The sequence below is a fragment of the Bacterioplanes sanyensis genome (assembly GCF_014652515.1).
Classification (GTDB): Bacteria; Pseudomonadota; Gammaproteobacteria; order Pseudomonadales; family Oceanobacteraceae; genus Bacterioplanes; species Bacterioplanes sanyensis.
The window spans coordinates 24,396-38,612 of sequence record NZ_BMYY01000009.1 but is presented as its reverse complement, the minus strand read 5'-3'; the positions used below and the strand labels follow the sequence as shown (position 1 = coordinate 38,612).

Sequence of the window (14,217 nt, the reverse complement as noted above, 5' to 3'; positions counted from 1 at the left end):
TCCCCTTCTCCCTTAAAGCACTTCTGGTGCCAGGGAAATGATCTTCATGAATTGCTCAGAGCGCAGTTCACGGGTTACAGGGCCAAAGATACGAGTACCGATGGGCGCATTAGATGCGTTCAACAGTACGGCAGAGTTGACGTCGAAACGGATGATAGATCCGTCTGGACGGCGTACACCTTTCTTGGTACGCACAACTACTGCGGTCATCACCTGACCTTTCTTAACTTTACCGCGAGGAATTGCTTCCTTAACGGACACTTTGATTAAATCGCCGATGCCGGCATAGCGACGATGTGAGCCGCCCAGTACTTTGATGCACTGAACGCGCTTCGCGCCGCTGTTGTCGGCAACGTCAAGCATGGTTTGAGTTTGAATCATGCTATCTCGCTCCTAACTAACTGCGCCCGGTCTTAGACCTTGGCGGCGCGCTCGTCGATACTTACCAGCGCCCATGTCTTGTTTTTAGACAAAGGACGCGACTCTTTTACTGTAACGATGTCGCCGATTTGGCACTCGTTATTAGCGTCGTGCGCCATTACTTTGGTAGAACGCTTCACGAACTTTTTATAGATCGGATGCTTAACAAAACGCTCTACCAGTACAGTGACGGACTTGTCCATCTTGTTGCTGACAACACGACCGCTGAGGGTACGGACTGTTTTGGTATTCTCAGTCATGCTCATTCACCTGCCTTTTGTGCCAGGACGGTCTTAACGCGAGCGATGTCACGACGAGCTTCTGTGATCAGATGAGTCTGACCCAGTTGACCAGTCGCCTTCTGCATACGCAGTTTGAACTGCTCGCCGCGCAGTTCTTCCAGCTGAGATTGCAGCTCAGCTACTGATTTTTCTTTCAGCTCACTTGCTTTCATCACAGCACCGTCCGTTTAACAAACTCAGTTTTGAAAGGCAGTTTCGCAGCAGCCAGAGCGAAGGCTTCACGTGCCAGTTCTTCTGACACACCTTCCATCTCATACAGCACACGGCCTGGCTGAATCTGAGCTACCCAATATTCCACGTTACCCTTACCTTTACCCATACGAACCTCAAGAGGTTTTTCTGTAATAGGCTTGTCTGGGAAAACACGGATCCAAATTTTACCGCCCCGCTTAATTTTACGGGTCATGGCACGACGAGCAGCCTCGATCTGACGAGATGTCATACGACCACGGCCAGTTGCCTTCAGGCCGTATTCACCGAAGCTCACTTTCGAGCCACGGATCGCCAGACCACGGTTACGACCGGTCTGTACCTTACGGAATTTCGTACGCTTTGGTAACAACATTACAAATTCCCCTTACGAACGACCGGATTTTTTCTTGCCCTGGCTCTTGGCGCGGTCACGAACTTCCTGAATACCACCCAGGATTTCGCCCTTGAAGATCCAGACCTTCACACCAATCACACCATAGGTAGTGTGTGCTTCGTAGGTTGCGTAGTCGATGTCTGCACGCAATGTGTGCAGAGGTACACGACCTTCGCGATACCATTCAGAACGAGCAATTTCAGCACCACCCAGACGGCCACCTACTTGAATCTTGATACCTTCGGCACCACCGCGCATGGCGTTCTGTACGGCGCGCTTCATGGCACGACGGAACATCACACGGCGTTCCAATTGGTTAGCAACGCTTTGCGCTACCAATTTGGCATCTAAATCCGGCTTACGAACTTCTTCAATGTTGATGTGTACCGGAATACCCATCATGTCGCTGACGTCTTTACGCAGCTTCTCAACATCTTCGCCTTTTTTACCAATCACGATGCCTGGACGGGCAGTGTGAATGGTCACTTTGGCGTTTTGTGCTGGACGCTCGATAACGACCTTGCTAACAGACGCTTTTTCCAGGCGCTTCTCGATTAAAGAACGCACCTCGATGTCAGTCAGCAGGTTGTCGGCGTACTTATCCTTACCGGCATACCAGACCGAGTTATGGTCTTTGGTGATACCTAAACGGATACCGGTTGGATGAACTTTCTGACCCATCTGACCAACTCCTATTTTTCTGAAACTTTCACAGTGATGTGACAAGTACGCTTGAAGATACGATCAGCGCGACCTTTCGCACGAGGGCGAATACGCTTCATGGTCATACCTTCATCGACGAACACAGTAGAAACATTCAGTTCGTCGACATCAGCACCGTTATTGTGCTCAGCGTTGGCGATGGCAGATTCCAGCACTTTCTTGATGATGTCAGCGCCTTTCTTGCCGCTGAACGTCAGAATATCGAGTGCTTCCGCAACATTTTTACCGCGGATTTGATCTGCAACCAGGCGAGCTTTTTGTGCAGACAAGCGAGCACCACGTAATACGGCGGCTACTTCAGACATACTTCACCCCTTATTAGCGTTTGGCTTTCTTATCCGCAACATGACCCTTATAAGTACGAGTCAATGCGAATTCGCCGAGTTTATGACCAACCATGTCTTCAGTTACGAAAACAGGCACGTGTTGACGACCGTTGTGTACAGCAATCGTCAGCCCCACGAAATCTGGAAAGATTGTGGAGCGGCGAGACCAAGTCTTGATCGGACGCTTGTCGTTCTTCTCAAGAGCGGCCTCTACCTTCTTCATCAAGTGATGGTCTATGAATGGACCTTTTTTCAATGAACGTGGCACAGTTCAATCCTCTCTAATTACTTCGCAGAACGACGACGTACGATCAACTTATCGGTACGCTTATTCTTACGAGTCTTGTAACCCTTAGTCGGCACACCCCATGGGGTAACCGGATGACGACCACCGGAAGTACGACCCTCACCACCACCGTGTGGGTGGTCAACAGGGTTCATAACAACACCACGGACGGTCGGACGAATGCCGCGCCAGCGTGATGCACCAGCTTTACCCAGCTCGCGCAGGGAGTGCTCAGAGTTACCCACTTCACCCAGAGTCGCGCGGCATTCGCTCAGCACTTTACGCATCTCGCCAGAGCGCAGACGCAAGGTGCAGTACGCGCCGTCACGTGCTACCAACTGAACAGAAGCACCAGCTGAACGAGCGATCTGGCCGCCCTTACCTGGCTTCAGTTCAACGTTGTGCACAACGCTACCTACTGGAATGTTACGCAGAGGCATTGCACTGCCCACCTTGATTGGGGCCTCTTCACCAGACAGAATCTGGTCACCTGCTTTCAGACCTTTAGGAGCGAGAATGTAGCGACGCTCACCGTCCAGGTACTTCAACAGAGCAATGTTCGCACTGCGGTTTGGATCGTATTCCAGACGCTCAACAACAGCATTAATGCCATCTTTGTTGCGTTTGAAATCGATCACACGGTAATGATGCTTGTGACCACCACCGATATGACGAGTAGTAATACGACCGTTGTTGTTACGGCCACCCGTCTTGGATTTCTTTTCTACCAGACCGGCGTGCGGTTTACCTTTGTGAAGGTCACCGTTAACGACTTTAACCAGATGGCGACGGCCAGCAGAAGTCGGTTTAGTTTTCACCAATGCCATGACTTAAGCTCCCTTATTCCGCGTCTGCAAAGTCGATGTCTTGACCCGCAGCCAGGCGAACGTACGCTTTACGCGTGTCGTTGCGCTTGCCCATACCGCGAGCAGTACGCTTGGTTTTACCTTTGATGTTGACGGTCTGTACGGAGTCAACTTTGACTTCGAACAGCGCTTCAACAGCCTTCTTGATTTCTGGCTTAGTTGCATCGGGTGCGACACGGAATACGTACTGAGAGTTTTTCTCAGCCACCACGGTTGCTTTCTCAGAAACGTGAGGAGCAACTAATACCTGATAAATACGTTCACGGTTCATGCGTAGGTCTCCTCAAGCTTCTTCAGAGCGTCTACAGTCACCAGAACTTTGTCAAAGGCGATCAGGCTAACCGGATCAATGGCAGACGCTTCGGTAACACCCACGTGTGGGACGTTACGAGCAGCCAGATACAGTTTTTCGTCGACTTCACCGGCAACGATCAATACGTTATCCAGTTCCAGTTCTTTCAGCTTGGCAACGAACTCTTTCGTCTTATGGCTTTCTACTGCGAAAGAATCCGCAACCACCAGACGCTCTTGGCGAACGAGCTCAGACAGAATCGACTGCATAGCAGCGCGATACATCTTTTTGTTTACTTTCTGGTCAAACTTGCGAGGTTTGGCAGCAAAGGTCACACCACCGCTGCGCCAGATTGGCGAGCTAGAAGTACCTGAACGAGCACGACCGGTACCCTTCTGACGCCATGGCTTGATACCGCCACCGCTAACTTCAGAACGGGTTTTCTGTGCTTTAGTACCCTGACGTGCACCTGCCAAATAAGCAGTAACAACCTGGTGCACCAGAGCTTCATTAAATTCACGACCGAAAGCGGCGTCGGACACAGCAACAGCTGTACCAGCGTTAGTTTTCAGTTCCATTGCTTACCCCTTAGCCTTAACAGCTGGTTTAACAATGACGTCGGAACCAGTCGAACCTGGAACAGCACCTTTAATCAGCAGCAAGTTGTTTTCTGCATCAACGCGAACGATTTCCAGACTTTGCGTAGTCTGCTGTTCTGCGCCCATGTGACCCGCCATCTTTTTGCCTTTCCATACGCGACCTGGAGTCTGACACTGGCCAATAGAGCCAGGCGCACGGTGCGACAAAGAGTTGCCGTGGGTTGCATCTTGAGTGCTGAAGTTCCAACGCTTAACGCCGCCTTGGAAGCCTTTACCCTTAGTCATGCCAGTAACGTCAACAGACTGACCCGCTTCAAACTGGGTTACAGTCAGTTCGTCACCCACATTCAGGGCTTCGTCGGTACGAAACTCGATCAAGCCGCGACCAGCTTCAACGCTGGCTTTCGCAAAGTGACCCGCTTCGGGCTTAGAGACGCGAGAAGCTTTCTTCTCACCATAAGTAACCTGAAGAGCACTGTAGCCGTCAGTGTCGGCGGTCTTAACCTGAGTAACACGGTTAGGCGTCACTTCCAGTACAGTTACTGCGACAGATTGACCTTCTTCGGTAAATACACGAGTCATGCCCGCTTTTTTACCGACAATACCAATTGCCATTTTGTATTTCCTCTCGTGTACGGGGCTTTAACCCACTATGGCCGCCCAGTTCAACGGGCGTTACACAGAGCACTGTGTAGGGGAAATTCCTTACGGATTAACCCAGACTGATCTGAACTTCCACACCGGCAGCCAGATCCAGCTTCATCAGCGCATCAACTGTTTTTTCAGTTGGCTCAACAATGTCGAGCATGCGCTTGTGTGTACGGATTTCGTACTGATCGCGCGCGTCTTTGTTGACGTGCGGAGAGACCAGAACGGTATAACGCTCTTTACGAGTCGGCAGTGGAATAGGACCACGTACCTGAGCGCCCGTACGTTTGGCAGTGTCGACAATTTCCTGAGTCGAAGAATCGATCAGGCGATGGTCGAATGCCTTCAAACGGATACGGATTCGTTGGTTTTGCATTACCAAACCCCAAAAGTAAAAGTTAGAGCTCGCGTTTCCCCTAGTAAAAGGGACGCGAATTGTATGCGGCTGTACAAAAAGTGTCAACCTTAGTCTTGAAACAACAAAAAAGCCCCACCATTTCTGGCGAGGCTTTCCTGTCAGAAAGAGCTATCTCTTTCTTATGCTTGCGCTGTTAAAGATCACTCGATGATCTTAGCAACAACACCCGCACCAACGGTACGGCCACCTTCACGGATCGCGAAGCGCAGACCTTCGTCCATCGCGATCGGTGCAATCAGCTCAACTTTCAGAGCTACGTTGTCACCTGGCATTACCATTTCAACGCCTTCTGGCAGCTCAACAGCACCAGTCACGTCAGTAGTACGGAAGTAGAACTGTGGACGGTAGCCTTTGAAGAATGGCGTGTGACGGCCACCTTCGTCTTTGCCCAGTACGTATACTTCAGATTCGAACTTAGTGTGAGGAGTGATCGAACCTGGCTTCGCCAGAACCTGACCACGCTCAACTTCGTCACGCTTAGTACCACGCAGCAGAACACCAACGTTCTCACCTGCACGGCCTTCGTCCAGAATCTTGCGGAACATCTCAACACCAGTACAAGTCGTCTTGGTGGTTTCTTTGATGCCGACGATTTCGATTTCTTCGCCAGTCTTAACGATACCGCGCTCAACACGACCGGTAACAACAGTACCACGGCCTTGAATCGAGAATACGTCTTCGATCGGCATAATGAAGTCACCGTCGATCGCACGCTCTGGCTCAGGAATGTAAGAATCCAACGCTTCTACCAGCTTCTTAACAGCGGTAGTACCCATTTCGTTTTCATCTTCGCCGTTCAGCGCCATCAGAGCAGAACCTGGGATGATTGGCGTGTCGTCACCTGGGAAGTCGTATTCAGACAGCAGGTCACGCAGTTCCATTTCAACCAGCTCCAGCATCTCTGCGTATTCTTCAGAGTCTGCACCGCCACAGTCTTCAGCCAGCAGGTCAGCTTTGTTCAGGAACACAACGATGTAAGGTACACCCACCTGACGAGACAGCAGGATGTGCTCACGCGTCTGAGGCATTGGGCCGTCAGTCGAACCACATACCAAGATAGCGCCGTCCATTTGAGCAGCACCAGTGATCATGTTTTTCACGTAGTCGGCGTGCCCTGGGCAGTCAACGTGCGCGTAGTGACGATCGTTTGATTCATACTCAACGTGAGACGTTGAAATCGTGATACCACGATCTTTTTCTTCAGGCGCGTTGTCGATACCGTCGAACGCAACGGCTGCACCGCCAAATACTTCTGAACATACGCGAGTCAGAGCAGCAGTCAGGGTAGTTTTACCATGGTCAACGTGACCGATGGTGCCTACGTTTACGTGTGGTTTGGAACGCTCAAACGTTTCCTTAGCCATAAAACACCTCTTAGATAGTTTTAAGAAATTAAGATCTATTAATTACTGCTTCGGCAACGCTTGAAGGTGCTTCCGCATACTTTTCAAATTCCATGGAATAGGTCGCACGGCCCTGTGAAGCAGAGCGCAGATCGGTGGCATAACCGAACATCTCTGCTAATGGTACCGACGCCCTCACCACCTTACCGGATGGCGAGTCATCCATTCCTGCAATCAAACCACGACGACGGTTAAGATCACCTACTACATCACCCATGTAGTCTTCCGGTGTTACCACCTCAACTTTCATCATTGGTTCCAGCAGTACGGCATTGCCCTCTGTCGACAGTCGCTTGGTTGCCTGCGAGGCAGCAATTTTAAACGCCATCTCATTCGAGTCAACGTCATGGAAAGAGCCATCGAACAGAGTCGCCTTGAGGCCCAGCAGAGGATAGCCGGCCAATACGCCGTTCTTCATCTGCTCCTCAATGCCTTTCTCAACGGCAGGAATGTATTCACGCGGAATAGCCCCACCGACGATTTCATTAACAAACACCAAGCCTTCTTCGCCTTCATCGGCTGGCTCAAAGCGCACCACGACATGACCATATTGGCCGCGACCACCAGACTGCTTGGCAAACTTGTTATCGATTTCAATGGTCGAGGTAATGCGTTCACGGTAAGCCACCTGAGGCTTACCGACGTTACACTCGACTTTAAACTCTCTCATCATCCGGTCGATGATGATATCCAGGTGCAACTCGCCCATGCCGGAAATGATGGTTTGCCCGGTTTCATGATCGGTTTCCACTCGGAAGGACGGATCTTCTTGCGCCAGCTTACCCAGCGCAATCGCCATCTTCTCTTGGTCAGCCTGCGACTTGGGCTCCACCGCCACCGATATAACGGGGTCTGGAAACTCCATGCGCTCTAACGTGATCACATTGTTTTGATCACACAAGGTGTCACCCGTGGTGACATCTTTCAGACCAATCAAAGCGACAATGTCGCCGGCACGAACCTCTTTGAGCTCCTCACGCGAATTCGCGTGCATCTGCACCATGCGACCAATGCGCTCACGCTTACTCTTTACAGAGTTCATGACCGCATCACCCGATTTCAGCACACCCGAATAAACGCGAATAAAAGTCAGGGTGCCAACAAATGGGTCGGTGGCAATTTTAAAGGCCAGCGCAGCAAACGGCTCATCATCGCCGGCGTGACGCTGCTCAACGGTTTCGTGCTTATCGTCCAGCACCCCTTCAATGGCCTTAACCTCGGTCGGTGATGGCATGTACTCCACCACCGCATCCAATACCGCCTGCACGCCTTTGTTTTTAAAGGCTGAACCACAAGCGACCAAGACAATTTCGTTATTGAGGGTGCGCTGACGCAGCGCTTGTTTGATTTCCTGCTCGGACAACTCCTCGCCTTCGAGGTATTTGTCCATCAGCTCTTCTGAGGCTTCCGCCGCGCTTTCAACCAGGTTTTCACGCCATTTTTCGGCGCTTTCCTGCAGCTCCGCCGGAATCTCTTCGTAGCTAAACGTGGTGCCCTGATCGTCATCATTCCACATGATGGCTTTCATCTTGATCAGGTCGACCACGCCTTTGAATTCGTCTTCAGCACCGATATTGATGTGCATCGGCACTGGGTTGGCGCCGAGCCGCTCTTTGAGCTGCTCAACCACCATAAAGAAGTCCGCGCCCATACGGTCCATCTTGTTGACGAACACGAGGCGGGGAACTTCATATTTGTTCGCCTGACGCCAGACCGTTTCGGTCTGAGGCTGAACACCAGAGGAGCCACACAGCACCACCACGGCACCGTCCAGCACCCGCAGCGAACGCTCTACTTCAATGGTGAAGTCAACGTGCCCCGGGGTATCAATAATATTGATACGGTGCTGATCAAACTGTTGCGCCATGCCCTGCCAGAAACAGGTGGTTGCAGCCGAGGTAATGGTAATACCCCGCTCTTGCTCCTGCTCCATCCAGTCCATGGTCGCAGCGCCGTCATGCACCTCACCAATTTTGTGAGAGACACCGGTATAAAACAGAATACGTTCTGTTGTCGTCGTTTTACCGGCATCAACATGAGCAACGATACCGATATTGCGGTAGCGCTCAATGGGCGTTGTACGTGGCACTCAGTGGATCCTCTGATCTAATTAGAAACGATAGTGAGAGAACGCTTTGTTCGCTTCGGCCATGCGGTGTACGTCTTCACGCTTCTTAACCGCTGCACCTTTGCCTTCAACAGCATCCATCATTTCGTTAGCCAGACGCTGTGCCATGGATTTCTCACCACGACCACGAGCAGCGTCAACCAACCAGCGCATGGACAGAGCCACACGACGAGAAGGACGCACTTCTACTGGCACTTGGTAAGTCGCACCACCGACACGGCGGCCCTTAACCTCTACCATTGGCTGAACAGCTTCTAGCGCTTGTTCGAATACTTCCAGCGGGTTACCGCCTTGTTTCTTTTCAATCGCATCCAGCGCACCGTATACGATTTTTTCAGCGACAGATTTTTTACCGCTGATCATCACGTGGTTCATAAACTTAGCCAGCGTGACATTTCCGAACTTAGGATCCGGCAGAATTTCGCGCTTCGCGGCAACTCTTCTTCTTGGCATTTGATAAGCCCTCTTCGGTCTTCAGGTCAGCCTGGGCATTGTTATCCCAGCCTTACTCTTATCGACGATGAATATTCAATTACTTCTTAGGACGCTTAGCACCGTACTTGGAACGGCCTTGCTTACGATCAGCAACACCAGAGGTATCCAAAGTACCGCGTACTGTGTGATAGCGAACACCCGGCAAGTCTTTTACACGACCGCCGCGAATCAGAACCACACTGTGTATGCCGAGTTAGGCTTTTTAGGGGTAGTGGTATATACACGGGTGCATACGCCACGACGCTGAGGACACGCCTGCAGGGCAGGTACGTCGCTCTTAGCCATTTTGCGCTTACGAGGCTGACGAACCAACTGGTTGATTGTAGCCATTTAGCAAACTCCCATATCGTTCAAAAAAGCATCAGAAAACTGATGCAATAAAAGGGGCCGCGAGGATACCCGCAGCGCCCTTATGCGTCAAGGCTGCTCACAATGCGAACAGCCTGACAGATTATTTATCGCTGAAGGCTTCGCTCAGTTTGGCTTCCATATCCTCAGCGGATACGTTCAAGCCTGCTGGCGTTGTCTTCAAGCGCTCGTTCTCACGATCCTGACGCTTGCGCTTACGCTCTTCGTGGTAAGCCAAACCAGTACCGGCTGGAATCAGACGACCCACCACCACGTTCTCTTTCAAGCCACGCAGGGTATCCATCTTGCCAGTCACGGCGCCTTCGGTCAGAACGCGTGTGGTTTCCTGGAACGATGCCGCCGAAATAAACGACTCGGTTGCCAGTGAAGCCTTGGTAATACCCAACAAGACGCGCTCGCCTTTGGCTGGGATTTTGCCTTCCGCTTCTAGCTGCTCGTTCTCTGCCAGGAAAGCTGAGTATTCAACCTGATCACCTGGAATAAAGCTCGAGTCGCCATTTTCAGTGATGTGCACTTTACGCAGCATCTGACGCACGATCACTTCGATGTGCTTGTCATCAATGCCTACACCTTGCAGGCGATAAACTTCTTGCACTTCGTTAGTGATGTACATCGCCAGCTGACCTACACCCTGCAGACGCAAGATATCGTGCGGGTTCAGCGGGCCATCCGAGATCACCTCACCTTTTTCAACGTTTTCACCTTCGAATACGTTGAGGTGACGCCATTTCGGAATCAACTCTTCATACGGCTCGCCACCGTCTTTCGGTGTAATCACCAGGCGCTTCTTACCTTTGGTTTCTTTACCAAAGCCAACGGTACCTGTGATTTCCGCCAGAATGGCCGGTTCTTTTGGCTTACGCGCTTCGAACAAGTCCGCCACCCGTGGCAGACCACCGGTAATGTCTTTGTTACCTGACGTCTCTTGTGGAATACGGGCGATGATGTCCCCCACTTCCACTTCGATGCCGTTTTCATGGTTTACCAAGGCGTTGGCAGGCAGCAAGTACTGCGCCGGCGCATTGGTACCTGGCAGCATGACATCGTTACCGGCAGCATCGACCAGCTTCACCATTGGGCGAATGTCTTTACCCGCGGCTGGACGATCTTTGGGATCGATCACCTCGATGTTCGACAGGCCCGTCAGTTCGTCAGTTTGACGATTGATGGTGATGCCTTCGTCCATACCGACAAACTCGATACGACCCGCCACTTCGGTCACGATTGGGTGGGTGTGTGGGTCAAAGCTTGCAACTTTTTGGCCCGCCTCCACCGCGTCACCGTCTTTGACCGAAATCACAGCACCGTATGGCAGCTTGTACAGCTCACGCTCACGGCCGTGCTCATCGGCAATGGCAATCGAACCAGAACGCGAAACCGCCACCAGCTCACCGCTGCTGCGCGTAACCGTTTTCAGGTTATGCAGGCGTACAGTACCGGCGTTTTTCACCTGTACACTGTCCGCTGCAGACGCACGCGATGCCGCACCACCAATGTGGAACGTACGCATCGTCAGCTGGGTACCTGGCTCACCGATCGACTGCGCGGCGATAACACCCACAGCTTCACCCACGTTCACCTGATGACCGCGACCCAGGTCACGACCGTAACAAGCAGAACAGATACCTACACGGCTTTCACAGGTAATGGCCGAACGAACCAGTACCTCATCGACACCCGCGGCTTCAATGATCTTCACCCAGCGCTCGTCGACCAGAGTGCCCGCTGGCGCGACCACTTCGTCACTGCCCGGTTTAACCACGTCGGTAGCCATCACACGACCCAGAATACGGTCACCCAAGGCCACAACCACGTCACCGCCTTCAATCAGCGGCGTTACCACCAAGCCACGCTCGGTGCCACAGTCACGGTCGGTAACCACCAAGTCTTGCGCTACGTCCACCAGACGACGAGTCAGGTAACCCGAGTTCGCTGTTTTCAGTGCCGTATCCGCCAGACCCTTACGAGCACCGTGGGTCGAGGTAAAGTACTGCAGTACGTTCAGACCTTCACGGAAGTTAGCGGTAATCGGCGTTTCGATGATCGAACCGTCCGGCTTGGCCATCAGACCACGCATACCCGCCAACTGACGAATCTGTGCTGGGCTACCCCGTGCACCTGAGTCGGCCATCATGTAAACCGAGTTGAACGACTCTTGCTCAACTTCGTTACCATCACGGTCGATGACAGGTTCGGTGCTGAGGTTGTCCATCATGGCTTTCGCCACCAGCTCGTTGGCACGAGACCAGATGTCGATCACCTTGTTGTATTTTTCGCCGTGGGTTACCAGACCCGCAGCAAACTGATCTTCAATCTCTTTAACTTCGGCGTCGGCGTTGGCAATGATTTCTGCTTTCGCATCCGGAATCACGAAGTCGTTCACACCAATCGAGGTGCCAGAACGGGTCGCAAATTCGAAACCTGTGTACATCACCTGGTCGGCGAAGATGACGGTGTCTTTCAAACCCACTTTACGGTAAGCAGTGTTGATCAGACGCGAAATCGCCTTCTTCTTCATTGGCTGGTTTACCAGCTCAAATGGCAGACCTTTAGGCACGATGCGGAACAGCAATGCACGGCCAATGGTGGTGTCGAACACATCCGTATTGACGGTGGTATTACCTTCGTCATCGGTCACGTGCTCAGTCAGACGAACTTTAACGCGCGCCTGCAAATGCGCGGCACCCGAGCGGTATGCGCGATCCACTTCGTCCAGGTCAGCCAACACCATGCCTTCGCCCTTAGCGTTCACACGCTCTCGGGTCATCCAGTACAGGCCCAGTACCACGTCTTGCGACGGTACGATGATTGGCTCACCGTTCGCTGGTGCCAGTACGTTGTTGGTTGCCATCATCAAAGCACGGGCTTCGAGCTGCGCTTCGATGGTCAGCGGTACGTGCACCGCCATTTGGTCACCGTCGAAGTCAGCGTTATAAGCCGCACACACCAACGGGTGCAGTTGGATCGCTTTACCTTCGATCAGCTGAGGTTCAAACGCCTGGATACCCAAACGGTGCAGCGTAGGTGCACGGTTCAGCATCACTGGGTGCTCGCGAATCACTTCTGCCAGGATGTCCCAAACTTCGGCGGTTTCGCGCTCAACCATCTTCTTGGCCGCTTTAATCGTGGTGGCTAGACCACGGTGCTCCAGCTTGGAGAAGATAAATGGCTTGAACAGCTCCAGTGCCATTTTCTTCGGCAGACCACATTGGTGCAGGCGCAACTTTGGACCCACGGTAATAACCGAACGGCCCGAGTAGTCAACACGCTTACCCAACAGGTTCTGACGGAAACGACCCTGCTTACCTTTGATCATGTCGGCCAAAGATTTCAGCGGGCGCTTGTTCGACCCCGTAATGGCACGACCACGACGACCGTTATCCAGCAAGGCATCTACCGACTCTTGCAGCATACGCTTTTCGTTGCGCACGATGATGTCGGGTGCGTTCAGCTCCAGCAGGCGCTTCAAACGGTTGTTACGGTTGATCACACGGCGGTACAGATCGTTCAGGTCAGAAGTCGCAAAGCGACCACCATCCAGCGGTACCAGTGGGCGCAGATCTGGCGGCAGAACCGGCAGTACCTTCATGATCATCCACTTAGGATCATTGCCAGACTGCAGGAAAGCCTCAAGAATCTTCAGACGCTTAGACAGCTTCTTGATTTTGGTTTCTGAGTTAGTCGCCGGAATTTCTTCACGCAGGCGGTTAACTTCTTCTTCCAGCTCGATATGGCCCAACAGCGCTTCGACCGCTTCGGCACCCATCTTAGCTTCGAACTCATCACCAAATTCTTCGATGGCTTCGTAGTACTGTTCATCGGTCAGCAACTGACCGGTTTCCAGCGTGGTCATACCAGGCTCTGTAACTACGAATGACTCGTAGTACAGAATGCGTTCGATATCACGCAGGGTCATGTCCAGCATCAAACCGATGCGGGACGGCAGTGATTTCAGGAACCAGATGTGAGCCACCGGCGAGGCCAGGTCAATGTGACCCATGCGCTCACGACGCACTTTCGCCTGAGTAACTTCAACACCACACTTTTCACAAATCACACCACGGTGCTTGAGGCGCTTATATTTGCCACACAAGCACTCGTAATCTTTGATCGGGCCAAAGATACGCGCACAGAACAAGCCATCACGCTCAGGCTTGAAGGTGCGGTAGTTGATCGTCTCCGGCTTTTTAACTTCACCGAACGACCAAGAACGAATCATTTCTGGCGAGGCGAGGCCGATGCGGATGGCGTCAAACTCGTCAGCGTTGTTCTGGTTACGCAGAAAATTGACTAAGTCTTTCATAGTTAGCTCCGTTTGGAGTCAGGCTCAGGCAGCGATGTCCACCTGAGCACTGC

At 52.2% G+C, this 14,217-nt stretch carries 16 protein-coding genes and 1 pseudogene; all 17 read right to left on the bottom strand.

Annotated elements, in window-relative coordinates; all coding sequences use genetic code 11:
* Positions 1-12: 12 nt before the first annotated feature.
* Entirely contained in the window at positions 13-381 is a 369-nt protein-coding gene (gene rplN / locus IE090_RS12940; RefSeq protein WP_094059470.1) for a 50S ribosomal protein L14, read from the bottom strand.
* Between the two features lie 32 nt (positions 382-413).
* Entirely contained in the window at positions 414-680 is a 267-nt protein-coding gene (gene rpsQ, locus IE090_RS12935; RefSeq protein ID WP_189388810.1) for a 30S ribosomal protein S17, read from the bottom strand.
* 2 nt (positions 681-682) lie between these two features.
* Positions 683-874 carry a 50S ribosomal protein L29 gene (gene rpmC, locus IE090_RS12930; RefSeq protein ID WP_094059469.1) on the bottom strand — a complete coding sequence of 64 codons (192 nt, stop codon included), beginning with the start codon at positions 872-874 and terminating at the stop codon, positions 683-685.
* A complete protein-coding gene (gene rplP / locus IE090_RS12925) occupies positions 874-1,287 on the bottom strand; it encodes a 50S ribosomal protein L16 (protein ID WP_094059468.1) in 414 nt (137 codons plus the stop codon). Before rplP ends, rpmC begins: the two co-directional genes overlap by 1 nt.
* 12 nt (positions 1,288-1,299) lie before the next feature.
* Positions 1,300-1,989: a 30S ribosomal protein S3 gene (gene rpsC, locus IE090_RS12920; protein ID WP_189388809.1), complete on the bottom strand. Its 690-nt coding sequence runs from the start codon at positions 1,987-1,989 to the stop codon at positions 1,300-1,302.
* A gap of 11 nt (positions 1,990-2,000) precedes the next feature.
* Complete coding sequence (rplV, locus tag IE090_RS12915) at positions 2,001-2,336, bottom strand: 50S ribosomal protein L22 (protein WP_094059466.1); 336 nt, start codon at positions 2,334-2,336, stop codon at positions 2,001-2,003.
* A gap of 13 nt (positions 2,337-2,349) precedes the next feature.
* Positions 2,350-2,625 carry a 30S ribosomal protein S19 gene (gene rpsS / locus IE090_RS12910; RefSeq protein ID WP_068653739.1) on the bottom strand — a complete coding sequence of 92 codons (276 nt, stop codon included), beginning with the start codon at positions 2,623-2,625 and terminating at the stop codon, positions 2,350-2,352.
* Positions 2,626-2,642: 17 nt separating this feature from the next.
* Positions 2,643-3,470, bottom strand: coding sequence for a 50S ribosomal protein L2 (gene rplB, locus IE090_RS12905; RefSeq protein WP_189388808.1), 828 nt, complete (start codon positions 3,468-3,470; stop codon positions 2,643-2,645).
* A 13-nt stretch (positions 3,471-3,483) separates the two neighbouring features.
* Positions 3,484-3,780, bottom strand: a complete 297-nt coding sequence (gene rplW / locus IE090_RS12900) for a 50S ribosomal protein L23 (RefSeq protein WP_189388807.1) — start codon at positions 3,778-3,780, stop codon at positions 3,484-3,486.
* The gene (gene rplD / locus IE090_RS12895) at positions 3,777-4,379 is read right to left on the bottom strand and encodes a 50S ribosomal protein L4 (RefSeq protein WP_189388806.1); all 603 of its coding nucleotides are present in this window, start codon (positions 4,377-4,379) and stop codon (positions 3,777-3,779) included. The genes rplW and rplD overlap by 4 nt, the downstream gene beginning before the upstream one ends.
* A gap of 3 nt (positions 4,380-4,382) precedes the next feature.
* Positions 4,383-5,015 carry a 50S ribosomal protein L3 gene (rplC, locus tag IE090_RS12890; protein WP_189388805.1) on the bottom strand — a complete coding sequence of 211 codons (633 nt, stop codon included), beginning with the start codon at positions 5,013-5,015 and terminating at the stop codon, positions 4,383-4,385.
* Between the two features lie 97 nt (positions 5,016-5,112).
* On the bottom strand, positions 5,113-5,424 hold the full coding sequence (gene rpsJ / locus IE090_RS12885) for a 30S ribosomal protein S10 (protein WP_189388804.1): 312 nt from the start codon (positions 5,422-5,424) through the stop codon (positions 5,113-5,115).
* A 182-nt stretch (positions 5,425-5,606) separates the two neighbouring features.
* A complete protein-coding gene (gene tuf, locus IE090_RS12880; protein WP_189388803.1) occupies positions 5,607-6,830 on the bottom strand; it encodes an elongation factor Tu in 1,224 nt (407 codons plus the stop codon).
* 28 nt (positions 6,831-6,858) lie between these two features.
* The gene (fusA, locus tag IE090_RS12875) at positions 6,859-8,958 is read right to left on the bottom strand and encodes an elongation factor G (RefSeq protein WP_189388802.1); all 2,100 of its coding nucleotides are present in this window, start codon (positions 8,956-8,958) and stop codon (positions 6,859-6,861) included.
* A gap of 21 nt (positions 8,959-8,979) precedes the next feature.
* Positions 8,980-9,450 carry a 30S ribosomal protein S7 gene (gene rpsG, locus IE090_RS12870; protein ID WP_189388801.1) on the bottom strand — a complete coding sequence of 157 codons (471 nt, stop codon included), beginning with the start codon at positions 9,448-9,450 and terminating at the stop codon, positions 8,980-8,982.
* 79 nt (positions 9,451-9,529) lie between these two features.
* Positions 9,530-9,822: pseudogene (locus tag IE090_RS12865) on the bottom strand (30S ribosomal protein S12).
* Between the two features lie 121 nt (positions 9,823-9,943).
* Positions 9,944-14,164, bottom strand: a complete 4,221-nt coding sequence (gene rpoC, locus IE090_RS12860) for a DNA-directed RNA polymerase subunit beta' (RefSeq protein WP_189388800.1) — start codon at positions 14,162-14,164, stop codon at positions 9,944-9,946.
* Between the last annotated feature and the right edge of the window lie 53 nt (positions 14,165-14,217).